The organism is Bradyrhizobium sp. USDA 4474, from assembly GCF_054057515.1.
Map to the genome: position 1 here is coordinate 2,544,379 of NZ_JBSRZJ010000002.1, position 23,690 is coordinate 2,568,068.

The following is a 23,690-nucleotide window of genomic DNA, read 5'->3' on the forward strand; positions in this document are numbered from 1 at the left end:
TCTGCGGAGGGGCCCTGGATTGCTTCGCTGCGCTCGCAATGACGGAGTTTGTGGGTCCGTCGGAGTCACATGCTAACCCCGTAGCCCGGATCGGGCGAAACGCAATCCGGGAATCTCGACGGTGGGCACGAAACCCGGATTTCGCTTCGCTCCATCCGAGCTACGGCCGCGTCACGCCGGCGTCAGCTCGCCATAGACGGGATAATCCGTATACCCCTTCTCCTCACCGCCATAGAACGTCGCGCGGTTATATGGCGCAATCGGGTAATCGTGCTCGAGACGCCGCGGCAGATCGGGATTGGAGATGAAGATCCGGCCGAACGCGATGATGTCGGCATGACCGTCCGCGATCGCCGCGTTCGCGGTCTCGCCGGTAAAACCACCTGCCGTCATCAGCACGCCGCTGTAGTGTGGACGGAACAGCACCATGGCGGAGGGCACGTTTTCCCAATGGACGTCGGCGCGGCCCGCGCCGCTCGAGCGCGGCTCGATGAAATGCAGATAGGCGAGACCGAGCTTGTCGAGCGCTCTCACCACGTGGGTGTAGAGCGGCATCGGATCAGGCTCGGCGGAATCATTGGCGATGCCGTGCGGCGACAGCCGCACGCCGACGCGGTTCGCGCCCCAGACGTCGATTGCGGCCTGCGTCACTTCAAGCAGCAGGCGCGTGCGGTTCTCGATCGAGCCGCCATATTGATCGGTGCGCTGATTGCTGCGCGACTGCAGGAACTGCTCGAGCAGATAGCCGTTGGCGCCGTGGATCTCGACACCGTCGAAGCCCGCGGCGAGCGCGTTCTTCGCGCCCTGCCTGAACGCCTCGACGATGTCCTTGACCTCGCCGGTCTCCAGCGCGCGCGGCGTCTCGTAGTCGGCGAGCTTGCCGTCGGCGGTCATCGCCTTCATGCCTTCGGCCCTGATCGGAATCGCCGACGCCGACACCGGCATTGCGCCGCCATGATAGGAGGAATGCGAGGCTCGGCCGACATGCCAGAGCTGGAGAAAGATGATGCCGCCCTTGGCATGCACGGCATCGACCACCTTGCGCCAGCCGGACACTTGCGCCTCCGAATAGATGCCGGGCGTCGCCGGGTTGCCGCGTCCTTGTGAAAGGACCGGCGACGCCTCCGCGATGATGAGGCCACCTTCCGTCGCGCGCTGGCCGTAATATTCGGCGTTGAGCGGCCGTGGAGCAAAACTGTCGCGCTCCGCCCGCATCCGGGTCAGCGGTGCCATCGCGACGCGATGCGCAAGCTTGTACGGACCGACCTGCAAGGGTCTAAACAACGCCTCGAATTTCATGGGAGCCCCGGATATCTCGGAAAGGATGCGGATCATATAGCGAGGGGCGGTCACCGGAAGGGCGCCGCCCCATGAAAACCGGATATTCGTTCGCGCCGCACGCGGCAGAGAACAGCCTTACGCCGTCTTGATCCAGACGGCCTTCACGTTGAGATATTCCTCGACGTGCTGCTTGCCGGACTCGCGGCCATAGCCGCTCATCTTGTAGCCGCCGAACGGCACGGCCGGGTCCATCGCCTGGTAGCAATTCACCCACACCGAGCCGGCGCGCAGGCGCTTCGCGACCGCATGCGCCTTGGTGACGTCACGCGTCCACAGACCGGAGCCGAGGCCAAACGTGGTGTTGTTGGCACGATTGACCAGCTCGTCCATGTCCTTGAACGCGATTGCGGAGATGACGGGACCGAAAATCTCCTCCTGTGCGATCCGCATGTTGTCCTGGACGCCGGCGAACACCGTCGGCGAGACGAAGAAGCCTTTGGCAAGCGCGCCTTCGGTGACGCGGCCGCCGCCGGCAAGCGCGCGTGCGCCCTCCTTCTGGCCGACGTCGAGGTAGCCGGTGACGCGCTCGAGCTGCTGCTCGGAGACCAGCGGGCCGATCTGCACGTTGGGATCGAGGCCGTTGCCGACCTGAAGCTTCTTGCCGAATTCGGCGACGCGGCCGACGAATTCCTCGTAGATCGCCTGCTCGACGAACAGGCGCGTGCCGGCGCTGCAGATCTGGCCCGAATTGGCAAACACCGCCATCGCAGCACCCGGGACTGCCGCATCGAGATCGGCATCCGCGAACACGATATCAGGCGACTTGCCGCCGAGCTCGAGCGACACGCGCTTGAGATTGCCGGCGGAGGCGCGAATGATCGACTGGCCCGTGACATGCGAGCCGGTGAAGGCGACCTTGTCGACATCATGATGCGAGGCCAGCGCGGCACCCGCGGTCTCGCCGTAGCCGGGCACGACGTTGATGACACCGGGCGGAACGCCGGCTTCCATCGCGAGCTCGGCGATGCGCAGCGAGGTCAGCGGCGCCTCTTCGGCCGGCTTGAGCACCACGGTGCAGCCGGTCGCGATCGCCGGGCCAATCTTCCAGATGGTCGCAGTGAGCGGCCCGTTCCAGGGGATGATGGCGCCGACGACACCGATCGGCTCCTTCAGCGTGTAGGAGAATATCTCGCCGGGCAGCGAGTTCTCGATCGTCTCGCCGTGGATCGCCGTGGTCTGGCCGGCGTAATAGCGCAGCATGCCGACGGCGCGCAGGCGATAGGCCCGGGTGCGGCTGAGCGGCGCGCCCATGTCGAGCGTGTCGAGCTGCGACAATTCGTCGAAATTCTTCTCGACGAGATCGGCAAGCCTGAGCAGAAGGTTCTGGCGCTCGAACGGTTTGACCTTGCTCCAGGGCCCTTCGAAGGCGCGCCGGGCGGCGGCGACCGCACGATCGATGTCTTCCTTGTCGCCCTCCGCCACGGTTGCGAGCAGCTCGCCGGTGGCGGGGTTATGAGTCTCGAAACGCTTGCCGGAAACAGCATCCACCCACTTCCCGTCGATCAGCATCTGCTTGTAGGACCCGTTGGCGAACGGATGGCGCGTGATCGGAATAGCCTGCGACACAGCCATGGCTGCACTCCCTGGGTAGGTGATTGATTGGGTTCGATCTGGGCGGGATCGTTGATCCGAACAGAATACAGCGGCGCTGGAAAGGCGTAAAGTCGATGCGGAACGAAGACCTCCCATGCCGACTTGTGCAGGGTCGCGCGAGCGCCATGTCATAGCTCCATCACGAGCCAGTCCCGGAGAACAGCCATGCCACATCCTGTCATCGCCAAGGGCAACGTCGCCGTCGTCACCGGCGGCGCATCCGGCATCGGTCTTGCCGCGGCAGCCGCGTTCGCGCGCGCCGGGATGAAGGTCTGCATTGCCGATCTCGACGAAAACAGGCTGGCCGAAGCCGCAACAAGACTGTCATCGATTGCAGGCGCGGCTCATGTGATGACATCCGCGATCGACGTCAGCCGAATCGAGAACGTGGCGGAACTGGAACGCGCCGTAGGCGCTCATTTCGGCGGCACGGACCTGCTGATGAACAACGCCGGTATCCAGCCGGGCAGCACGCTGTTCGGAGAGCCTGACAATTGGCAGCGGATCATCGACGTCAACATGTGGGGCATCATCAACGTCGCGCGCATCTTCGCGCCCAACATGATTGCGCGCGGCAGGCCGGGCCTGATCGTCAACACCGGCTCCAAGCAGGGCATCACCACCCCACCCGGCGATCCCGCCTACAACGTCTCCAAGGCTGGCGTGAAGGCTTTTACGGAAGCCCTCCAGCACGAGCTGCGCAACACGAAGGATTGCCGCATCACCGCGCATCTGCTGATCCCCGGCTTCGTGTTCACCGGGCTCACCGCCAAGGGCCGCACCGAAAAGCCCGACGGCGCGTGGACGCCGGAGCAAACAGTGGATTTCATGATTGCGCGGCTTGAGGCCGGCGATTTCTACATCCTGTGCCCTGACAACGACGTGCCGCGCGCACTCGACGAGAAGCGCATATTGTGGGCCGCCGGCGATATCGTCGAAAACCGCCCGCCGCTGTCGCGCTGGCATCCGGATTACACGGATAAATTTGCCAAGTTTGTGAAGGGAAGCTAGGCGGACCGCCTTACAGCGTCTCTTGCTGGTGCCCACAATTCTTGCAGGCGAATTTGACCCTGCTCTGGCCCTTTTCCGCCTGCACCCGGTTTGGCGCGCCGCATTTGCCGCAGACCGCCTCAATACGGGTGGTGCCCTGCTTCACGACGACGGTCTTCTTTTCCATCGATTCGCGGATCAGGCGCTCGGCCTCTTCACGCAGGGATTGTTTCGACAAAGCTCGTCTCCGCCCTTGAAAGCGCGAGAGCCATAACGCACTTGCGGCTGAATCTCAATCGGCAATGCCGCCCTAGACGTCGACAATCACATAGGAGTCTTCGACATGTACCGGAAACGTCTCAGCGACATAGGGCCCCTTCTGCAATTCGTCGCCGCGCTCCACCGCAACCGGATATGAGCGAATCCTGACCCGTGTCGGGTCGAACCAGGACTGGCCGTTGCGCATGTCGAACTCCCAACCGTGCCACGGGCAGCGCAGCATCTCGCCGACGCGTGATCGCTCATACACGCCGGGCTCTGGCGAAGTCAGCCGCGCCACGCAGGCTGCCTTCTCCAGCGGCGCGCCCTCGTGAGGGCAGCGGTTCAACAGCGCGAAGAACTCGCCATTGACGTGGAACACGACGATGTCGCGCCCGGCAATATCGACGACCTTGTTGCCCCCGGGCGGAATCTCTGATGTGGACGCGACGATGTGACGGGCCATGTGGATCAGAGCTTGTAAACCGCGCGGGCGTTGGTGCTGAAGATCTTCTTCCGCTCGGCCTCGGTCAGCGGCGTCTTGAAGGCGAAACGCGGATCGTCGAAATCCCAGTGTGGATAGTCCGACGAGAACAGCAGACGATCGATGCCAACCCACTCGATCAGCGAGCGCAGATGCCGCGCCTCGTCGGGCTCGTCGATCGGCTGGGTCGTGAACCAGAAGTGATCACGGACATATTCCGACGGCCTGCGCTTGAGATGCGGCACCTCGCTGCGGAAGCGCTCGAAATGTTGGTCCATGCGCCACACCGCCGAGGGAATCCAGCCGAAGCCGCCCTCGATGAAGACGATCTTCAGCTTCGGAAACCGTTCCGGCACGCCCTCGATCACGAGGCTGGCAAGTTGAGCTGCGATGGTGTGCGCGTTCGACTGATGCTCCTCGACATAATATGACGGCCAGCCGCCGCCGGTCGGCGCATGGCCGCCATAGCCGCCGACATGGATGCCGAGCGGCAGGTCGAGCGCCTGCGCACGCTCGTAAATCGGCCAGTAGCGGCGGCGGCCGAGCGGCTCGTTGGCGCGCGGCGAGACGTTGATCTGGATGTATTCGCCTGTTCTGGCGCAACGCTCGATCTCGGCGATGGCGAGGTCGACCCCGTCCTGCCCGACCAGGATCGAGGCCTTCAGGCGCGGATCGCGGTGCGACCAGAACGCCAGTTGCCAGTCGTTGATGGCGCGCTGGATCGCGGCGCCGAATTCCAGGTTCTGCTGCGAGAAGATGAAGAGATCGAGCACCTGCAAGATGCCGAACTCGACATCGAGCGGATCGAGATGCTGCTTCTGCATGAACGCGAGATCGGAGCCCGGCGGCCCGCCGGTCGGCGGCCAGGCATCGCGGCGCGCGATCAGCGGTGATGACCGCGGATAGGGTGTGGTGAAAAGATAGGGCGTGCGCAGATGGCTGCCATACTCCCTCAAGTGCTGCTGCCATCTTTTCGGTAGGAACGCGTTGAGGTCTTCGAACGAATGCAGGCTCGGATGCACGTCGCAATCGACGATGCGCAGCTTTGATGCGACGGGCTTCGCGTCGTCACGCAATGGACGGTCGATGACTTCACTCATACGAACCTCCTGAACTAATTGAGCTTCAACCGCGGAAATGTCTCCAGCGGATTGTCGACGCACATCTTGTCGATGACGCTCTTCGGAAGATGCGGCGGGATGGGATCGTCGCCATCGAATTGCCAGTGCGGATAGTCGGACGCGAACAAGAACATTTTTTCGGAGCCGATCTGGTTGATGATCTCCTCGACGCTCCTGGCATCGCCGGGCGCATCGAACGGCTGCATGGTGACGCGGAAATTGTCGCGGATGATCGCGGCGGGTTCGCGCTCGACCCAGGGCACCTCGACGCGGACGCCGCGCCAGGTCTTGTTGGCGCGCCACATAAAGGCGGGCAGCCAGCTCACGCCTGATTCCATGAGCACGACCTTGAGACCTGGGAACTTGCCGAACACACCCTCGTAGATGAGGCTCAGGATCTGGGCCTGAAACGCTTGCGCCTCGACGAAATAGTACTCGTAGCGGTGCGATGGCCAGCCGGCCGAGCTCGGCGCTTGCCGATACTGCGTGCCGGCGTGGATCGCGAGCGGCAGCTTGTATTTCTCCGCGAGCTGATAGACCGGCCAGAAATGCCGCCGGCCCAGCAACGTCTCACCCTGCGCCAGCACCAGGATGGAGACGAAGCGCTGGTCGCTGGCATGACGCTCGATCTCCTCGATCGCGAGGTCAGGCGCCTGCATCGGAACCACGATGGACGCGCGCAGGCGCGGGTCACGCGACAGCCATTCGGCCGCAATCCAGTCGTTGATAGCCTTGCAGAAGTCGGCCGCCATATAGGCGTCGAACACGGCCTGCGCGCCGTACAGCACGTTGAGGATCGCGTGGCTGGAGCCCAGCTGGTCGAAGGCGCCCTTCTGCACCATGGCGAGATCGGAGCCGGGTTTGGCACCGTTGGCCGGCCGCCAATCGGCGCGGCCGGTGAGCGGCATGCTCGGCGGATAGGAGGTGAGATCGAGGCCGTCGATGGCGCGGCTCACCACCTGCTCTTTCCAGTGATCGCTGAGATACGGCCGCAGCGTCGTGCGCGTGCCTCCAACCGCCGGGTGGATATCGCAGTCGATCCGCGTCACCGCCATGGATGCTTCCTCGGGCAATCTTTATCGGCGGCGTTCTCTGCACCGCCCGTGCAGAGTGCTCCGAGCCGAACCGACGCGCAAGGGCGCAGCGCTGCGCGATCCGTCATGCCTCGGTTGCATTTCGCAATAGCGATATGGCGTCAGGTCGCCATCATCAAAATGCGCTGCACCAGCGCGATCGCAGCCTCGGTGGCGGGAACGGCCGACGTTAGGGGAACTGCGAGCACCGAGCTCACCAGCCGGAGCACGGTGAGCAGCACCGCGTGCCGGCGCGCTTCACCACTGCTGGCGGCGATCAGCATGACAGTGACCACGAGAAGTGCGCAGAGCGCGCCCAGCTTGACCGGCACTCAGGCATAACGCACCGAAATCGCTGACGATGAAGAGCGCGAAAGCGGCGGATGCTGCGGCATCCGCCGCCCCTCTTCCATGTTCTCCGCTCAAGCGGCCTTGGAGACCTCCATCAGCAGCCGCTCGGCCTTGGCGTCTTCGATGCGGTTCACGAGGCGGCTGCTCTCGTGGTTGTCACGCACGGTCTTGGTCAAGGTGACGCAGGTCTGGACCAGCATCACGATGCCCATGGCGAGATAGCCCTTCATCCAGAGATCGATCGGCAGGAAGAAGACGCCGAGGGCAACGAGGAAGGCGGAGGCTGCAAAGGACGCGTAAGTAAAGGTCACCCAGGCGCCGCTGTGGGGTTGGCCGTTCTGGTTCATGGTCGTCTCCTGTTGGATCTGATGATGAGTGGGCTTGAGTTCATGCAGTCGGTGTGCGCTTGGACTTCAGCCGCGCCAGCACGTCGTCCGCGGTTGTCTTGAGCCGCGGGCCAAAGCCCTGCTCGGCGAGCTTCTCGGCGGTGGCGAGCGGACCGGTGGCCGCGTCGAGCTCGACCAGGGCGTCATCGGCGGCCTGGGCCTCGATCTGCCGGTCTCGCAGACGTCTCAAGGTGCTCTCCGCCTCCGGTAGCGTCGATTCGCAAGGACGCGCCGCCTCAATGCCGCTGCGGCGAAGCGAGCGTACCGCCTCCGAGGCCCGCGCAACACGGCGGCCGCGATCGAGCTCCGTGATGCGAGCCTGCGCGTTCGCGACATGCCGCTTCAGCCGGGCAATCTCGTTGGCGAACAGCGCCCTCGCCGTCAGCGCCGCGTCACGGTCGGCCTCGAGGCCCGCAATGGACTCGGCCGCCTCCTTGGCGAGATCCTCGCGGCCACCATCGAGCGCCGCGACCGCCCGGGTCTCGAGGTCGGCGATCCGGGCGACAGTGGCTTCGAGCTTGCGACCTTCCTGCTGGTCCTGCGCGATCGCCAGCGCCAGCGTTCGCTTGCTGCGCTCGACGGCCGCGGCCGCATCGCGCATCTGCTGGTCGAGGATCAGCAGGGCCGTCCGGTCCTCCAGCTCCTCGCCTGCGGCGGCGACGCTGCCGCGGAAAAGTGTAACGACGGTCTTGAACATTGTCCGCTCCCTGTTATGAGCATTGCTCACGTGCTTTGTAGCATACCTTGAGCGTTGCTCAAGATAAATTTGAGCAACGCTCACATCCCTGGTTAATGAATGTCTAAGACACTGGAACGTCGAGAGAAATTACGGACAGATCTGATCCAGGCGGCGGAGCGGATGATTGCTACCCGCGGATTGGCGGGCCTGAAAACCCGCGATCTTGCCAGCGAGATCGGCTGCGCCAACGGGGCAGTTTACAATCTCGTTGCCGATATGGACGAGCTGATCCTGCGGGTCGGCTCGCGCACACTGCATCGACTGGACGACGCGCTCAGCGCCGCGGAAGAAGCCGGTGAGCCCTCGCCGCGGGAGAGGCTGGTCCGCATTGCCATCGCCTATTGCGATTTCGCCGCGGAAAATCTCGAGCTCTGGCGCGCGCTGTTCGAACACCGTATGGAGGCCGACAAGATCGTTCCGGACTGGTCGATCCACGACCAGATGCAGCTGTTCCGGCACATCTATGCGCCGCTCGCCGCGCTGTTTCCCGAACGCAGCCAGGAGGAGCTCGGCATCACCGCGCGCAGCCTGTTCTCGGCCGTGCATGGCATGGTGGCCCTCGGACTGGAGCAGAAGCTCGTCGCCGTGCCGCTGCCCGCGCTGCGCAAGGAAATCGCGGGCCTGGTGCGCGCGATGATCGACGGACTGATCGCACGGGCCGCGTAACGACGAGAGCGCGCAGCGAGCGGCGGCTGACTAAAATTTCGCCTGTCGCATCGCGACCAGGACGCTTAGCCTCCGCTTCCCGTGTCCTCTCCCCTCGCCTTTCGGAGCTCCTATGACCCTCCTCATCCGCGGCGGCACCGTCGTCAATCACGATCATTCGCGCCGTGCGGACGTGCTGATCGAGGGCGGCAGCATCGTCGCGGTCGGCGCGTCGATCCCGGCTCCCACCGGTGCGGAGATCATCGACGCCGGCGGCGCCTACGTCATTCCAGGCGGCATCGATCCGCACACCCATCTCGAAATGCCGTTCATGGGCACCGTCACCGCCGATGATTTCGAATCCGGCACGAAGGCGGCGCTGGCGGGCGGCACCACCATGGTGGTGGATTTCTGCCTGCCCGATCCGGGCCAGTCGATGCTTGCGGCCTATCAGGAATGGCGACACAAATCCGAGAAGGCCGCGACCGACTACGGCTTCCACATGGCGGTGACGTCATGGTCCAAGCAGATCTATGACGAGATGGAGACCGTGGTCAAAACCTACGGCATCAACACCTTCAAGCATTTCATGGCCTACAAGGGCGCGCTGATGGTGAACGATGACGAGCTCTACAACTCGTTCGCACGCTGCGCCCATCTCGGCGCGATGCCGGTGGTGCACGCCGAAAACGGCGATGTCGTCGCGCTGATGCAGGAGGCGCTGATCGCCCGTGGCGTCACCGGCCCTGAGGGGCATGCCTATTCGCGGCCGCCGGAGGTCGAGGGCGAAGCCACCAACCGCGCCATCATGATCGCCGACATGACGGGCACGCCTGTCTATATCGTGCACACAAGTTGCCGTGAGGCGCATGAGGCCATCGCGCGGGCGCGGGCGGCCGGGAAGCGCGTCTATGGCGAGCCGCTGATCCAGCATCTGCTGCTTGATGACCGCGAATATCAGAACAAGGACTGGGATCATTCGGCGCAGCGCGTGATGTCGCCGCCGTTCCGGGACAAGTCGCATCAGGACAGCCTGTGGGCCGGCCTCCAATCCGGCTCGCTGCAAGTGGTCGCGACCGACCATTGCGCCTTCACCACCGAGCAGAAGCGCTTTGGCCTCGGCGACTTCAGGAAGATTCCCAACGGTACCGGCGGCCTCGAAGATCGCCTGGCATTGCTGTGGACCGCCGGCGTCGCCACGGGGCGACTGACGAAGGAGGAATTCGTTGCGGTGACCTCGGCGAACATCGCCCGGATCCTGAACATCTATCCGCGCAAGGGCGCGATCGCGGTCGGCTCGGAGGCCGATATCGTGGTGTGGGACCCCAAGGCGACGAAGACCATCAGCGCGAAGCGGCAAATGAGCCGGATCGATTACAACGTGTTCGAGGGCTTCGCCTGCACCGGCCAGCCCGCCGCAACGCTCTCGCGCGGTCGCATCGTGTGGAAGGACGGCGATCTGCGTGCCGAGGCGGGCGATGGGCACTATGTCGAGCGCCCGGCATTCTCGCCGGTGCATATCGCCAACTCGACCTGGAAAGAGCTGACCGCCCCGCGCGGCGTGGCTCGCGGAGCGGTGACGCCTTAGGATCGCGACCCTTCTCGACCGGAAACGAAAGTTCTCGTCACGCATCAGCGCGCGAAAGGCTGACCGGCCAAGCCAGTGACGTGTGACGCCTGCTCGATCGGAAGGCCTCTTCCCAATCGCGCCGCACTCGCACGCAGCATTTCCGCATCGAGCTTGCCCTGCCGCGATCCATCGAGAGCGCATCCAAAGATCCGGTAGAACTGCGCGCCATCATAGGCGACCAGCAGCAGGTCTACGCCGGCGTTGCGCGCGACCTCTGGAAAAGAGGAATAGCCGACCACGAAGTGGGGACCGAGCCGACGCGCTTCGGTCGCGCTGGCGCCTGAGCACATCGTGCTTGCGCAGCTCGAAGCTGAGATGCGCCACCGCCATCAGCATCGGCGGCAAGCACCGGAGCGTGACGAGCAGCTTGCCGGAGCGACTGTGACAACGCCCGCGGCGAAGCCGCAGAATGGCAATCGCGATCTTGCAATGACAAGCGCGATGTTTCCAACACCGCGCAGCGGGAGCAGATAGGGATCGTTCTTTTCGCGGCCGCGAATGCGAAGAGAGGCGCGCCGAGCCAGAGCAGGATGAGGCCGAGACGACCGAGGAATTGCATGGTGCATCACGTCCGGGGAGTGGCTGATGCTTCGCACCTATCAAAGCGATTCGCGTTCCGCGAGAGCCGTGAGCGGGCCTGCAAGAAATCTGCAAAAGACTCCTGAAACCATGCAGACGTTGATCCGGGCTTCTGCACAAGGGCCATGCAGATTTCCTGATGCCACTCATCACGAAAGGTCATCTGCACATGACGAGCCCGGCTACGACGATCGCTGCGGAGATCCAGCCGATCAGGCATTTCTCGATTCCGTATCAAGGGCGCGGCCGAGCTTCTGCAGGATTCCTGTGAGGGCAAGGCCGAGGGCCTGACGCCGGCCGAGCAGCGGACCTTCATCGCCAACATCCTGTCCGATACCCGACGGCTCGAGGCGATGGCGCAGCGGCTGCGCGAGTTGGCTCGTGCCGAAAGCCTGCAGCAGAACGAGCGCCCGGATCTGGCGCGCCCGTGATCGCCGACCTGAGGAGCCGGTTTCCGGGCAGCTCCGGGGGGGGCGTGGCCTTCGAGCTTCGGTTTCCTGCGAGCTAGATCCCAAACACCCAGGCGGCGACAATGGTGCCGATGGTGACGAGACCAGCGATGGTCCAGCCGGCGGCATATTCCAACTCAGGATGACCGGTCGCCCGCATGATCTCCGCCGGGTCGGCGGTATGCTTCTCTGCCATGACAGCCTCGCGCTTTACTCCAGCGTCTATGGATAAGTCGCACCAGCCGCCAACAGGTTCCATCACGGACGCGCGAACGGCGAAAAAGTCGAAAACAACCCCATGCAAAGTAGAACGACCTCGCCGGAATGCGGCGGGGTTGCGCTCGCCAGACGCCTGGCGCGCCGGAGCAAACGTCATCCCTGCGCAACTGCGAGATTGGCACGGCGGGATCGAATTTCGAGAGCCTGGGCAAGCCGAGCTGCACGATCGACCCCAATGCCTTCGGGCAGACGGACGGCAGCCGCGCCGACTGCACGTCCAGCCGCGGATTAAAACAAAGAACAGGCTCAGGGTGCCGTGAAAACGCCGCAAGACCAACCAACAAGAGAAACCAACAAAGTAGTAATGTGGCAAATTGAAAAGACCGGCCAAACCGGCCCGCCAATATGAATTGCGCCAGCCCCGGCAACCTCATGATGAAGAATTGTCTGGTATTTTTGCTTCTCCTGACCGTGACCGCGGCTTCTGCGCATGGCCTGTTGCCGGTGCGGCCACCGTCCGATCTTGTCCTGACAGGCCTCACCGATAGCGACACGACTGCCGGCGGCGTCGCGCGGCTGTGCGAGCAGGTCACCTTCGCGCGCGGCCTGCGCTATGGTGACAGCGAGGCCAATGTGCTCGACGTCGCGACCAGCGAGGCCACCAAGGCGGACACGCCGCGGCCGGTGCTGCTGTTCGTGGCGGGCGACACGTTCACCGGCGACCGCGGCGCGCCGGAGCTGTCCCGCGACATCCAGGACGAGGCGATGTGCTTCGCCGCGCGCAACGGCATGATCGGGGTGCGCGTGAATTATCGCCTGGCCCCGGCGGCGACCTGGCCGATGGGCGCGACCGACGTGGCAGCGGCGCTGTCGTGGATCCACGGCAATATCGACCTGTTCAACGGCGATGCCCGCGAGATCGTCGCAGTCGGCTATGGCGCCGGCGCATTCCATGTCGCGAGCCTCTTGGCGCATCCCGAGTTGCAGGCCGACCGCGCCGATCTCGCTGCCGTGGTGCTGGTCTCCGGCATCTACCGCGCCGGTAAGGATGCCAGCGACAGCGAGAAAGCCTATTTCGGCGCTGACCCCGCTCAATATGACAAGCGCTCGGTATTTCCCGGTATTCTCAATGTCGAGGAGCCGATCTTGCTGGCCTGGGCCGCCAACGATCCCGCGCATCTCGTTGCACAAGGCGAGACGCTGAAGAAAACGCTCTGCGGCGCCGGCCACTGCCCGCGCACCACGCTGCTGCGCAGCCACGACGGCATCGCCGCGGCGTTCGGTTTGGACGGCTCCGGCGACAGCCTCGCGGAGCCGACGCTGCTGCTGGTGCATCAGTTGGAGGCGCGCGGGCTGCCGTAGCCGCGGCGCGGCGACGTGTCTCAGCATTTCCCGCGCACCCCTCTCAAGCCCGTCAACACGTCTGCCGCTTCCTCTCAGGGTGCCACAGGATTGCCAAACGCTTGACGTAGATCAAGTTGCCTTGGTGCAGAACGAGCCGACTTCGTTGGGGGCCAGCGACAAGGTGTCGAGCATGCGCGTCACCGGCAGACTGTTGTTCGTTTTGATCGCCGCGCTCGCTTCGCTGGGGGCGATGTCGCAGCAGCGTTCCGAGCAACCCAGCTCCGATCCCGGATCGGACAAGGACATCCGCATCGGCAACATCGTGCCCTATTCGGGGCCGCTCTCGGAGTTCGGCGCGATCGGCAAGGCGGAGGCCGCCTATTTCGACATGATCAACGATCGCGGCGGCATCAACGGCCGCAAGATCCGCTTCATCAGCCGCGACGACAATTCCGATCCCGCGACAGCGCTGCAGTTGACCCGCGATCTCGTCGAGAAGGACAACGTGCAGCTGATGTTCGGCTCATTCGGCACACCAGGCAATCTCGCCACGCGCTGGTACCTGAACGAGAGGAAGATCCCGCAGCTGTTCGTCGCCTCCGGCGACGAGGAGCTGAGCCAGGCCAGGGCGTTTCCCTGGACCATGGGTTGGCAACCGCCCTACCGGTCGGAGGGACGCATCTACGCCAATTACATCCAGGCCTATTATCCCCGGAAGAAGATCGTCGTTCTCTGGCAGAACGACCAGTTCGGCCGGATGCTCTACAAGGGCATCCAGGAGGGGCTCGGCGACCTGAACCGCCAGGTCCTGGTCGACGTCGCCTTCGACATCAACGACGAGCATCTCGAAGGGCACGTCTCGATCCTCAAGCGCGCGGATGCGGATATCTTCGTCTTTCTCGGTGTGCCCTCGACCGCGGCCAAGGTGATCCAGCTGGCGGCCTCGCTGCACTGGCACCCGGTGTTCATCGTCAACGACGCCTCCGCCTCGATCGCCAACGCGATGGCGCCCGCGGGCCTGGAGAATTCGGCCGGGGTGATCTCGGCGGCCTTCCTGAAGGACCCGAGCGATCCCGCCTGGAAGGACGATCCGGCCATGAAGGACTGGTTCGCCTTCATGGACAAGTTCTATCAGGTCGAGAGCGCGAACAGCAGCGCGGCACTGTACGGCTATGCCGCGGCCGAGGCCCTGACGCAGGTTCTGAAGCAATGCGGTGACGACTTCTCACGCGAGAACATCATGCGCCAGGCGGCGTCGCTGCGGAATTATCACCCATCGGTGGCGCTGCCCAACATCAGGATGAACACGTCGCCGGACAGCTATCTGCCGATCAAGCAGATGAGGCTGGTACAATTTGATGGGCGCTCGTGGCAGCCGTTCGGCGCGGTGATCGAGACGGCGTTCACGGAAGGGGCGGCAAGGTGAGGTGACTTATTTCACGATTGTATGCGGGCTTGCTCCGCCGGCGATGCGCTCGCAGAGCGCGGCGGGTGAGGGTTCTCAGCAGGGAGGGACATCATCCACTTTCCCGATGCGGAGGCACCCCCTCCCCCGCAAGCGGAGAGGGAGCGCACCTGGCCCTCGGCAACGTCCGGGTTCAATAGGATCTCCCCCTCACGCCGGATTCAGCGACGGCCGCGCGCTCTCCAGCAGCGAGCGCACGCGCGCGGCATCGCCTGATTTCACCACGGCGGGATCGAGATAAAGCTCGAGGCCCGGCGCGCGCTCGGTTATGACGCCGCTCCGCCGCATCGTTGAGCGCGTCCAACCCAATGATGATAAGTCGCGGCAGACGCCTTTTCGTTTCATGACGAATGTCTAAGATCGCTCATGAACCTGCATTCACACCGTGAGACCCCATGACCGAGACCATCCGTATCACGCGCTTCAAGGCGCGCCCCGTGATCGTGCCGATGAATTTGCCGCTGAAGACCTCGACCGGCGCGGTCGCGCAGGCGCCGCTGGTGCTGATCGACTGCGAGACCGACCAGGGCGCGGTGGGCCGTGCCTATCTGTTTGCGATCACGCCGTCGGCCCTGAAGCCGTTGACCGCGATGGTCGCGGAGATGTCGCAGCTCGTCGCCGGCGACGAGCTGCTGCCGTTCGAGATCGAGCGCAAGCTGACCCAGCGCTTCACGCTGCTCGGGCTTGCCGGGCTGCAACGGCTGGCGCAGTCCGGCATCGACATGGCGGCGTGGGATGCACTGGCACGTAGCAGAGCCCTGCCGCTGGCGCGGCTGCTCGGCGGCGCGCCGAAGCCGGTGAAGGCCTACAATTCGAAGGGGCTCGGCATCATGCCCGTTGGCGCCGCGGTGGAGGAAGCCCACAAGCTGCTGGCCGAAGGCTTCCACGCCGCCAAGATCCGCGTCGGCCGGCCCGATGCGCGGGAGGATCTCGCCGTGGTCCGCGCGGTGCGCAAGGCCGTCGGCGACGACGTGACGCTGATGTGCGACTACAATCAGGCGCTGACGATCACCGAAGCGATCCGCCGCGGCGAGATGCTCGACGACGAGGGGTTGAGCTGGATCGAGGAGCCGATCCGTCACGACGATTATGCGGGCTGCGCCCGCATCGCGGATGCGCTGCGCACGCCGGTCCAGATCGGCGAGAACTTTGACGGCGCCTTGGCGATGCAGGCCGCGCTCTCGGCCGAGGCCTGCGACTATGTGATGCCCGACGTGCAGCGCATCGGCGGCGTCACCGGTTGGCTGCGCGCCGCGTCACTGGCGCACGCCGCAGGCATCGAGATGTCGACGCATCTGTTCTCGGAAGTCAGCGCGCACCTGCTCTGCGTAACGCCGACGGCGCACTGGCTGGAATATGTCGACTGGGCCGATGCGGTGCTGGCGAGCCGGCTGAAGATCAAGGACGGCTATGCGCTGCCAAGCGAGGAGCCGGGGAATGGGATCGAATGGGATGAAGGGGCGGTGAGCAAGTATCTGGCGGGGTGATTGAAGCTGCTCACCGCGCCGCCGCATTCAGGTCCATCGTCTCCAACAGGCTATTCTGGCGCCAGTCGATGAAGGCATCCTTGAGGCGGTTGATCTCGCCGGCATGCTCGGGCATGCCCCAGAGATTGTGGCGCTCGAACGGATCGGTCGCGAGGTCGAACAGCTGCCCGTCCGCGGCGCCGTGAATGAACACGACCTTCCACCTGTCATCGCGCACCATCGTGATCAGCCTTGCGCCGGTCATGGCAACGTCGCCGGCCTGCTCGGAGAAAACGACATCGCGGCCGGTCCATGCCTCGCCCTTCAGGGCCGGCAGCAGGCTGCGAGCCTGGAGCGGCTTTGGATGCTCGGCGCCGGCAAGATCAAGGATGGTCGGCGCAAGATCGAACAGCTGGCACTTCCCGCGGATGCGGCGGCCGCCGGAGAGCAGGCTGGGCGACCAGAACAGCAGCGGGATGCGGGTTACGGGCTCGTACATCGACCATTTCTGGCTGAGACCGTGCTCACCGAGATTGTCGCCATGGTCCGACATGAAGACGACGACGCAATCATCGAGGTACCCCTTGTCCTCGAGCGTCTGGATCAGACGGCCGATCTGCTCGTCGATCATGGTGACGTTGGCATAATAATGCGCGCGAAGGCGGCGCATCTCTTCATGCGTGGGCTGAAGCTTCCATGACACCGCGTCGTGATCCACTTCAGTGTCGTGGCGGCGCTTCTCCTTGAGGTACGCCGGCAGGCCCTCGATCTCCGCGTCGGTCGGTTGCGGCACCGGAAGATCGTTGCGGGCGAGATAGTGCTCCAGATATTCCGGCAGCGGATCATAGGGCGGATGCGGCCCCGGCAGGCCGATCTGCATGAACAGCGCCGCCGGCTTGGGGCGCGTCTGCAGCCACCACATCGCGGTCTCAGCGACGAAGATGTCCGGGTGCAGCGACTTCGGCATCTCCCAGGTGAAGGCGCCCATGCGGTCGCCATAGTCGGGCAGGCTGCGATAGCCGGCGCGCGAGGGTTTTGTCAGCTTGTGCGCCGCGAAGGCCTTGTCGAGCTCGTCGGCGAACCAGCGGCCCTCGAAGAAGCGATCCTTGTTCTCGACCACGAAGCGTTCGTGGAAGCCGGCCTTCGCGTCATAGGGGATGGTGTGCATCTTGCCGACATTGACGCTGTGATAGCCGGCTTCGCCCAGCTTGCTGACCCAGGTCTTCTGCCAGTGCTGGCCGTTCTTCAGCACGCCCGAGGCGTGCGGATAGAGCCCGGAGAACAGTGCCGCGCGCGAGGGCACGCAGCTCGGCGCGTTGATGAAGCAATTGTCGAAATAGACGCCCTCACGCACCAGGCGGTCGAGGTTCGGCGTCTTCATGTAGGGGTGGCCCGTCGCCGCGATCGTGTCGAAACGCTGCTGGTCGGTCATGACCAGGATGATGTGGGGCTTTGTCACGATGGCATTGTCCTGTGCGGCACTGCGTCAATAGGATATATGTCTGACATAATAATTCTTGTCAAACGAGGATGGATTTGATTATCTGCTTTCACCGGCGCGATTATGCGCCATTCTTCGCGCGCAAGCGTAATAAATCAGACATTTCAATTCCACGAATCCAGGATCGCCGTGGCAAAATCTCCCAGCAAGGACAGCCCGCAATCGAGCGCCCAGGTCGCCCGTGAGGTGGCGCGGATGATCCTGACCGGGGTCTGGCGCGAAGGCACGACCTTGCCGCGCGAGATCGAGTTGGCGTCGCGCTTCGATGTCAGCCGCGCCTCGATCCGGGAGGCGCTGTCGCTGCTCAAGGCCAAGGGCCTGATCGCCTCGAAACAGAAGGCCGGCACCCATGTGCGGGCGCGGTTCGACTGGAACATGCTCGACGAGGAGCTCTTGAACTGGACGCTGTCGGCGCTGCCGACGCAGGAATTCGCCAAGCAGATCCTCGAAGTACGCCGCATCGTGGAGCCGGAGGCCTGCGCCATCTGCGCGCTGCGCGGCACCGACGAAGACTTTGCGCGGATCGAGCGCGCCTATCGCGGCATGGATGCGGCCGGCATGGACCGCGTCGCCTATGCCGAGCCTGATTTGCAATTCCACCGCGGCATTCTCATTGCCACCGGCAATGATTTCCTGATCGCGTTCGGCGCGACGGTCGCGGCCGCACTGCGGATGTCATTCGACTTGTCGAGCACCAATCCCGGCGCGCCGCGGAAAAGCCTGCCCTATCACCGCGCCGTGCTCGACGAGATCTGGGCGCGCAATCCCGATGGTGCGCGCCAGGCGATGCACAAGCTGATGGACCTCACCGAAGGGAACATCATCACGGCCATGGCGCGCCAGAAGAAGAAGGACGCCGAGGACGAGAACGTCCGCACCAGACGGACGCGTTGAAGCCTAACATCAATGAGGGAGGTAAGGATGAAAAACGCATCGCGCGCGAGCTCGATCACCCGCCGCAAATTGCTGAAAGCGAGTGCCGCGGGCGCGGCGTTGGCCGCATTTCCGGCGCCGCTGATCGCCCAGACAAAACCGTTTGCCGGCGTCACGCTGCACGGCGCGTCGTTCCAGCACCGCTTCTTCACGCTGCTGCAAAAATACATACCCGAGTTCGAGGAGAAGACCGGCATGAAGGTCGACCTCCAGCTCTCGGCCCTGCCCGTCTACAACCAGCAGGCCAATCTCGAATTGTCGTCTGGCGGCTCGGCTTATGATTTCGTCAACGTCACCTTCACGCTGGCGACGCGCTGGATCGCCGCCGGTCTGCTCGCCAATCTCGACGAGTTCACGGGCGATGCCAACCTGACTGCGGCGGAGTGGAATCCGAAGGATTTCGTCGATGGCGCGCAGGTGCCCTATCGCGACGCCAAGGGCGCCACTTACGGCTATTCCTGGGAAGGCGGCGCCATGCTGATGGGCCTGTCGCGCATGGACCTGATGGAGAAGAAGGGGCTGAAGATCCCCAAAACCTTCGCCGAGCTGCAGCAGGTTTGCGCCGAGATCAACGGCACCGATGGGGTCAGCGGCCTGGTGTCGTGGTTCCTGCACAACTGGAATCTACCGCCCTACATCCAGGGCTTTGGCGGCAACATCTTCAAAAATCCGCCGGGCGATCCGATGCCGGCGCTGAATACGCCCGAGGCGATTCAGGGCGTCGAGTTCTATGCGAACCTCCTGAAGAGCGCGCCGAAAGGCGTGTTGACCTACACCGAGGACCAGGCCCGGCAGGCGATGCTGACCGGGCGCGCCAACATCTTCATCCATTCCAGCGCCTGGGTCACGCCGATCCTGCTCTCGGACGACAGCAAGGTGAAGGACACTTCGCGTGTGGTGCGCTCGCCCGCCGGCCCCGTGCACGATTATCCGGCCTCGAACAGCCAGGGCCTCGGCATTCCCAAGAACGCCAAGAACCAGAAGGCGGCGTGGGAATTCATCAAATGGGCGCTCGGCCCCGAGATCTCGATGAAGCTCGTGAAGGAGCACGGCCACTCCTCGATCTGCCGCCGCTCGATCATCACCAGCGATGAGTATCGCAAGCTCAACACGGTGAACGGCCAGGATCTCGGCGCGCTCTATCTCGAGGTTCTGGAACTGCCGGGCAAGGGCGAGAACTACATGGCTTATCGCACCACCAAGGAATTCCCTGTTGTCGGCGACGTCCTCAACAAGGCATTCGAGCAGGTCGCAACCGGCCAGCTGCCGGCCAAGGACGCCATGAACGCAGCGCAAGACCAGGCCATTGCCGCACTCCGCCGCGCCGGGGCGAAGCTTTGAGCGAGAGTGGAATTGACCGAGAGCGGAATTGACCTGGAGCGCCGAAGGTTCATCGCCTTCGCGCTCACCCCAAGCCTGATCGTGCTGTTCGCCGTCGCCGTGCTGCCGGCGATCTATCTGGTCGTGACCAGCCTGACGCCGTTCCAGCTGACGACGCCGGGCTCGGCCGCCGATTTCAGCGAGCCGTTGCGTAACTATTCGCTGCTACCGGGCGATCCGCGCTTCGTCAACTCGCTGGCTGTGCAGGCCAAGCTCTCGGTCGCGAGCGTGCTGTTCCAGGTGCTGCTCGGCATGCTGCTGGCGCTGTTGTTGAACGTGCCGTCGCGTTTCGTCGAACTCGCCCGCACGTTCTTCTTAATCCCGATGGTGCTGCCGCCGATCGTGGTGGCGGTGATCTGGAAGCTGATCTACGCGCCCGACATCAGCCCGCTTTACTACGCGGCGCAGGCGCTGCATTTCACGCTGCCGGCACTGACGTCAAACGTCGATTTCGCGCTGACCTCGATCATCATCGCCGACACCTGGGAATGGTTGCCGTTCACCTTCCTGATGGTGCTGGCGGCGCTGCAAACCATTCCCGACGAATATTCGGAAGCTGCCCTCGTCGATGGCGCCAACAAGCTGCAGATCTTTTGGTACGTCACCCTGCCCTTCATCACGCCGATCCTGGTGATCTCAGGTATGTTCCGCCTGATCGACAGCGTGAAGGCGTTTCCGCTGATCTTCCTGCTCACTGGTGGCGGCCCGGGCACCGTCACTGAAGTCACCAATTATTATGCATACCTCCTCGCCTTCGACACCAACGAGATCGGCTATTCCAGCGCGGTCACCGTGGTGATGCTGCTGCTGGTCTGCGGCATCAGCCTTGGCGTGGTCTGGATGGGCCGCCGCCGCGAGGCACTGGCATGAACGAATCGTCCCTCCGCAAGGCCACGCCCGGCCGGCTGATCGCAATCACGGTCACGCTGCTGATCCTGCTGTCGCCGTTCCTGTGGCTATTGCAGATGAGCTTCAAGACCAACGACCAGATCCTGCAATTCCCGCCGCCGCTGATCTTCACGCCGACGCTGCAGAATTACATCGCGCTCTGGCACAGCGCGTTCTCGGCCTCCTTCGTCAACAGCCTGCTCAGCGCCTCGCTTTCGACCGCACTGGCGCTGCTGTTTGGCGTGCCAGCGGCCTACGCACTGTCGCGCTGGTCTGGCCGCGGCAAGCACGGGCTGTCCTTCGCCATCCTGGTGACCCGCATGGCGCCGCCGATCGCCTTCACGATTCCGTTCTTCCTGTTCTATCGCTGGATCGGCCTGCTCGACACCATCACCGGCCTCGTGCTGGTCTACACCAGCTTCAACCTGCCGCTGGTGATCTGGATGATGCAGCCGTTCTTCGACACGATTCCCGTCTCGCTGGAGGAAGCAGCCCTCGTCGACGGCGCGCGGACCCGCACGGTATTCACCAGAATCGTGTTGCCAATGGTGACACCGGGGATCGCGGCGACCGCGATCCTGTGCTTCCTCTACGCCTGGAACGATTTCTTTTTCGCGCTGATCCTGACCCGCACCAATGCGCGCACCGCGCCGGTCGCCGTCGTCAACTTCATGAATTACGAGGGCTGGGAATGGGGCAAGATCGCCGCCGGCGGCTCGCTGGTGATGGCGCCGGTGCTGATCTTCTCGCTCGCGGTGCGCCGCTATCTCGTGTCCGGGCTGACGGCCGGCGCAGTCAAGGGCTGATGCTATGAGGCTGCAAAACAGCCCTTTTGCGGTCGTCAGCGAAGCTCCGTCATCCCCAGGTGCGAGTGGCGCAATGCAAAGCATTGCGCCGGGAGCCTCGAAGGATGCGCGGCCCGGATGCAGCCGGGCCGTCGCTCCTCGAGGGCCGCTGAAGAAGCAGGGTGACGGCAATAGTCCGGCTACCACGTCTCGGCGCCAGGGATCTTCCTGCGCACCGCCATGCGCTGGATCCAGATGCAGCGGCGGACGGATCTGTTGGAGCGGCCGACGGCGGATATGCCCTCGCCGGCCTGAAGCAGCGGCGCCACGGTCTCGCGCAGCGCACGGCAGCGCTGCAGTTCGGCCTGCCAATCGATGATCGCCGCATCAGCGCGCGTTGCCATCAGCACCAGCACCGCGAGGACAAGACAGATCGGCCGCGTCATCCGCATTCCCTTCCCCGTGAAATGCACCACATCGAAGCATCGTCCATATCATAGCGCGATGTAACCGACACGGACGGGCTCACGCCCCACACGTCTATTTCGATCATTTCATTTTCAAACCGGGAGCGGAAGCAGGCAATGCTGGCGACATCTCATCAGGGAGCGCCTGACTGCTCCTGCGCGGGATAATCGAGCCGGCCGTCAGGAAGGACGTGCGCGGCTGAATTCATCGTGGCCTCGTCGACCTGTCCGGGACCGAGAATGTGAAACACCGTCCCGCCGGCGGCGAGCAGGTAGTCGGCGATGATCCGCCGGTGACAGCGCCACCACAAGGTCTCCGCACACATGATGGCGCAGCGCCGCGTCTGCGCCAGCTCGCGCAAATGCGCGAGGCCCTCGTGAAAGGCCGCGCCCATGGCGTGGTCGGCGTAATTGTGAAAGCTGTCGTTCTGCCAGAACGCGTTGGTCTCGCGCGGCACCTCGCGCGTGCGGCTGCGCAGGCCGCCGAGCGAGGCAATGTGCTCGTAGCCGATCGCAAATGCCGCCAGCGTTTGCGGCAGCGTCTCGCGATCATATTGCGGATTGGTGCGCGAGCGCGGCACGGTGCGGACATCGGCGACGAAGCTGACGGAGCAGCCTTGCAGGAGCGCGACGAAGTCCTCGATCGAACGTGTGGCGTGGCCGATCGTGAAGAAGGGGTGAGCCATGGCAGGCCTCGTCGGCTCAGCTCTCGAGCCGCCGCAACGCCTTGCCTTTGTGCAGGGCGACGTGATCGGTCTTGTCGCTCTTGATCTCGTATTGCGGATCGTCCGCTGTCGCGTGGTGGGTGTGGCCCTTGTAGTCGACGTCGCTGGTGTGGACGCGCAGGATATGGCCGCGGACGCGGCCGGCCTCGGAATTCCAGCTGACGTGATCGCCGCGGTGAAAGGGCTTGGGCATGGGGGAACAATGCCGGATGGGCGTGGCGCGTTCCAGGGAGATCGGCGCGAGACGCACCAGGCCATCTATGCTCTGCGAGCTTCGCCGGACACGCTTCGCCGTCATTGGGCGTGGCTGCGCCACGCGAAGCCTTTTGGGGAAGCGTGGTGGGCACGACAGGGATCGAACCTGTGACCCCTACCATGTCAAGGTAGTGCTCTCCCGCTGAGCTACGTGCCCTAATAGTCCACTTGCGTCGGGTCGGGGTCCCTATAACGGCTCAGGGGAGCGTGCGCAAGGACGGAACGCGGCCGATTTAGGCCGCCAGCATCTTGTTCACTTCGCTCACCAATTCGCGCAGGTGAACGGGCTTGGACAGCACCTTGGCGTTCTTGGGGGCGTCTGAATCCGAGTTCAGGGCGACCGCCGCGAAGCCGGTGATGAACATGATCTTGATATCGGGATCCAGTTCCGAGGCCCGGCGGGCAAGCTCGATGCCGTCCATCTCCGGCATCACGATGTCGGTGAGCAGCATCTCGAACGGCTCTTCCCGCAAGCGCTGATAGGCAGCCATGCCGTTGTCATGGGACGAAACCTGAAAACCGGCGTTTTCCAGCGCCTTGACCAGGAAACGGCGCATGTCGTTGTCGTCTTCGGCGAGCAGGATTTTTGGCATGGCAGGAACGTCGAATCCCCAGAGGATAGG

The 23,690-nt window shown here is 64.0% G+C and carries 27 protein-coding genes, 1 tRNA gene and 1 pseudogene; 11 read left to right on the plus strand and 18 right to left on the minus strand.

Annotation, left to right across the window (positions count from 1 at the left end; translation table 11 throughout):
• Window positions 1–171: 171 nt before the first annotated feature.
• Together ACVW16_RS13840 and ACVW16_RS13845 are read right to left on the minus strand one after the other, a co-directional pair.
• On the minus strand, window positions 172–1,299 hold the full coding sequence (locus ACVW16_RS13840) for an alkene reductase (RefSeq protein ID WP_456737202.1): 1,128 nt from the start codon (window positions 1,297–1,299) through the stop codon (window positions 172–174).
• 117 nt (window positions 1,300–1,416) lie between these two features.
• Window positions 1,417–2,913, minus strand: a complete 1,497-nt coding sequence (locus ACVW16_RS13845) for an aldehyde dehydrogenase family protein (RefSeq protein ID WP_456699751.1) — start codon at window positions 2,911–2,913, stop codon at window positions 1,417–1,419.
• Window positions 2,914–3,099: 186 nt separating this feature from the next.
• Here ACVW16_RS13845 and ACVW16_RS13850 point away from each other — a divergent pair, with 186 nt between their 5' ends.
• On the plus strand, window positions 3,100–3,945 hold the full coding sequence (locus tag ACVW16_RS13850) for an SDR family NAD(P)-dependent oxidoreductase (RefSeq protein ID WP_456737200.1): 846 nt from the start codon (window positions 3,100–3,102) through the stop codon (window positions 3,943–3,945).
• Between the two features lie 10 nt (window positions 3,946–3,955).
• On the opposite strand, the gene ACVW16_RS13855 is transcribed toward ACVW16_RS13850, so the two are convergent.
• From ACVW16_RS13855 to ACVW16_RS13885, 7 genes are all read right to left on the minus strand, one after another.
• Complete coding sequence (locus ACVW16_RS13855; RefSeq protein WP_092239813.1) at window positions 3,956–4,162, minus strand: hypothetical protein; 207 nt, start codon at window positions 4,160–4,162, stop codon at window positions 3,956–3,958.
• A gap of 72 nt (window positions 4,163–4,234) precedes the next feature.
• Window positions 4,235–4,648 carry a Rieske (2Fe-2S) protein gene (locus ACVW16_RS13860; RefSeq protein ID WP_456699753.1) on the minus strand — a complete coding sequence of 138 codons (414 nt, stop codon included), beginning with the start codon at window positions 4,646–4,648 and terminating at the stop codon, window positions 4,235–4,237.
• 5 nt (window positions 4,649–4,653) lie between these two features.
• Window positions 4,654–5,766, minus strand: a complete 1,113-nt coding sequence (locus tag ACVW16_RS13865) for an amidohydrolase family protein (RefSeq protein ID WP_456699754.1) — start codon at window positions 5,764–5,766, stop codon at window positions 4,654–4,656.
• 14 nt (window positions 5,767–5,780) lie between these two features.
• On the minus strand, window positions 5,781–6,842 hold the full coding sequence (locus ACVW16_RS13870; RefSeq protein WP_456737199.1) for an amidohydrolase family protein: 1,062 nt from the start codon (window positions 6,840–6,842) through the stop codon (window positions 5,781–5,783).
• A gap of 140 nt (window positions 6,843–6,982) precedes the next feature.
• Window positions 6,983–7,192, minus strand: a complete 210-nt coding sequence (locus ACVW16_RS13875) for a hypothetical protein (RefSeq protein ID WP_456699756.1) — start codon at window positions 7,190–7,192, stop codon at window positions 6,983–6,985.
• A gap of 90 nt (window positions 7,193–7,282) precedes the next feature.
• A complete protein-coding gene (locus ACVW16_RS13880) occupies window positions 7,283–7,558 on the minus strand; it encodes a YiaA/YiaB family inner membrane protein (RefSeq protein ID WP_456699757.1) in 276 nt (91 codons plus the stop codon).
• Between the two features lie 40 nt (window positions 7,559–7,598).
• On the minus strand, window positions 7,599–8,294 hold the full coding sequence (locus tag ACVW16_RS13885) for a PspA/IM30 family protein (RefSeq protein WP_456737198.1): 696 nt from the start codon (window positions 8,292–8,294) through the stop codon (window positions 7,599–7,601).
• 99 nt (window positions 8,295–8,393) lie between these two features.
• Between ACVW16_RS13885 and ACVW16_RS13890 the strand changes: the two genes are divergently transcribed.
• On the plus strand, window positions 8,394–9,002 hold the full coding sequence (locus ACVW16_RS13890; RefSeq protein WP_456699759.1) for a TetR/AcrR family transcriptional regulator: 609 nt from the start codon (window positions 8,394–8,396) through the stop codon (window positions 9,000–9,002).
• 112 nt (window positions 9,003–9,114) lie between these two features.
• A complete protein-coding gene (gene hydA, locus ACVW16_RS13895; RefSeq protein ID WP_456737197.1) occupies window positions 9,115–10,569 on the plus strand; it encodes a dihydropyrimidinase in 1,455 nt (484 codons plus the stop codon).
• Window positions 10,570–10,613: 44 nt separating this feature from the next.
• Here the strand turns inward: hydA and ACVW16_RS13900 are convergent, their stop codons facing one another.
• Entirely contained in the window at window positions 10,614–10,901 is a 288-nt protein-coding gene (locus ACVW16_RS13900) for a hypothetical protein (protein WP_456737196.1), read from the minus strand.
• Window positions 10,902–11,423: 522 nt separating this feature from the next.
• Here ACVW16_RS13900 and ACVW16_RS13905 point away from each other — a divergent pair.
• Window positions 11,424–11,656 (plus strand): annotated as a pseudogene (locus ACVW16_RS13905) (histidine kinase dimerization/phospho-acceptor domain-containing protein); the annotation flags it as partial.
• Window positions 11,657–11,694: 38 nt separating this feature from the next.
• Here the strand turns inward: ACVW16_RS13905 and ACVW16_RS13910 are convergent.
• Window positions 11,695–11,835, minus strand: a complete 141-nt coding sequence (locus tag ACVW16_RS13910; protein WP_456737195.1) for a hypothetical protein — start codon at window positions 11,833–11,835, stop codon at window positions 11,695–11,697.
• A gap of 458 nt (window positions 11,836–12,293) precedes the next feature.
• Between ACVW16_RS13910 and ACVW16_RS13915 the strand changes: the two genes are divergently transcribed.
• Window positions 12,294–13,220: an alpha/beta hydrolase gene (locus ACVW16_RS13915; RefSeq protein WP_456738280.1), complete on the plus strand. Its 927-nt coding sequence runs from the start codon at window positions 12,294–12,296 to the stop codon at window positions 13,218–13,220.
• A 172-nt stretch (window positions 13,221–13,392) separates the two neighbouring features.
• On the plus strand, window positions 13,393–14,628 hold the full coding sequence (locus ACVW16_RS13920) for an ABC transporter substrate-binding protein (protein WP_456699762.1): 1,236 nt from the start codon (window positions 13,393–13,395) through the stop codon (window positions 14,626–14,628).
• A gap of 189 nt (window positions 14,629–14,817) precedes the next feature.
• On the opposite strand, the gene ACVW16_RS13925 is transcribed toward ACVW16_RS13920, so the two are convergent.
• Window positions 14,818–14,955: a hypothetical protein gene (locus ACVW16_RS13925; RefSeq protein WP_456737194.1), complete on the minus strand. Its 138-nt coding sequence runs from the start codon at window positions 14,953–14,955 to the stop codon at window positions 14,818–14,820.
• 107 nt (window positions 14,956–15,062) lie between these two features.
• On the opposite strand from ACVW16_RS13925, the gene ACVW16_RS13930 reads away from it, so the two are divergent.
• The gene (locus tag ACVW16_RS13930; protein WP_456699764.1) at window positions 15,063–16,154 is read left to right on the plus strand and encodes an enolase C-terminal domain-like protein; all 1,092 of its coding nucleotides are present in this window, start codon (window positions 15,063–15,065) and stop codon (window positions 16,152–16,154) included.
• Between the two features lie 10 nt (window positions 16,155–16,164).
• On the opposite strand, the gene ACVW16_RS13935 is transcribed toward ACVW16_RS13930, so the two are convergent.
• The gene (locus ACVW16_RS13935; RefSeq protein WP_456699765.1) at window positions 16,165–17,592 is read right to left on the minus strand and encodes a sulfatase family protein; all 1,428 of its coding nucleotides are present in this window, start codon (window positions 17,590–17,592) and stop codon (window positions 16,165–16,167) included.
• Window positions 17,593–17,763: 171 nt separating this feature from the next.
• Here ACVW16_RS13935 and ACVW16_RS13940 point away from each other — a divergent pair, with 171 nt between their 5' ends.
• Genes ACVW16_RS13940 through ACVW16_RS13955 form a run of 4 tightly spaced genes read left to right on the plus strand, consistent with a single transcriptional unit; the run spans window position 17,764 to window position 21,641 of the window.
• Window positions 17,764–18,528: a FadR/GntR family transcriptional regulator gene (locus ACVW16_RS13940; RefSeq protein ID WP_456699766.1), complete on the plus strand. Its 765-nt coding sequence runs from the start codon at window positions 17,764–17,766 to the stop codon at window positions 18,526–18,528.
• A gap of 27 nt (window positions 18,529–18,555) precedes the next feature.
• A complete protein-coding gene (locus tag ACVW16_RS13945) occupies window positions 18,556–19,908 on the plus strand; it encodes an ABC transporter substrate-binding protein (RefSeq protein WP_456699767.1) in 1,353 nt (450 codons plus the stop codon).
• Between the two features lie 6 nt (window positions 19,909–19,914).
• Entirely contained in the window at window positions 19,915–20,817 is a 903-nt protein-coding gene (locus ACVW16_RS13950) for a carbohydrate ABC transporter permease (protein WP_456737193.1), read from the plus strand.
• Window positions 20,814–21,641: a carbohydrate ABC transporter permease gene (locus tag ACVW16_RS13955; protein WP_456699769.1), complete on the plus strand. Its 828-nt coding sequence runs from the start codon at window positions 20,814–20,816 to the stop codon at window positions 21,639–21,641. Before ACVW16_RS13950 ends, ACVW16_RS13955 begins: the two co-directional genes overlap by 4 nt.
• A 179-nt stretch (window positions 21,642–21,820) precedes the next feature.
• Here the strand turns inward: ACVW16_RS13955 and ACVW16_RS13960 are convergent, their stop codons facing one another.
• The 5 genes from ACVW16_RS13960 to cpdR all read right to left on the minus strand — a co-directional run bounded on the left by ACVW16_RS13960 (window position 21,821) and on the right by cpdR (window position 23,660).
• Entirely contained in the window at window positions 21,821–22,066 is a 246-nt protein-coding gene (locus tag ACVW16_RS13960) for a hypothetical protein (protein WP_456737192.1), read from the minus strand.
• A 155-nt stretch (window positions 22,067–22,221) separates the two neighbouring features.
• A complete protein-coding gene (locus ACVW16_RS13965; RefSeq protein WP_456737191.1) occupies window positions 22,222–22,773 on the minus strand; it encodes a DUF488 domain-containing protein in 552 nt (183 codons plus the stop codon).
• Between the two features lie 16 nt (window positions 22,774–22,789).
• Complete coding sequence (locus ACVW16_RS13970) at window positions 22,790–23,005, minus strand: DUF2945 domain-containing protein (protein WP_456737190.1); 216 nt, start codon at window positions 23,003–23,005, stop codon at window positions 22,790–22,792.
• 144 nt (window positions 23,006–23,149) lie between these two features.
• Window positions 23,150–23,224: transfer RNA gene (locus ACVW16_RS13975), tRNA-Val, on the minus strand.
• Window positions 23,225–23,300: 76 nt separating this feature from the next.
• Entirely contained in the window at window positions 23,301–23,660 is a 360-nt protein-coding gene (cpdR, locus tag ACVW16_RS13980; protein ID WP_007597092.1) for a cell cycle two-component system response regulator CpdR, read from the minus strand.
• Window positions 23,661–23,690: the final 30 nt, after the last annotated feature.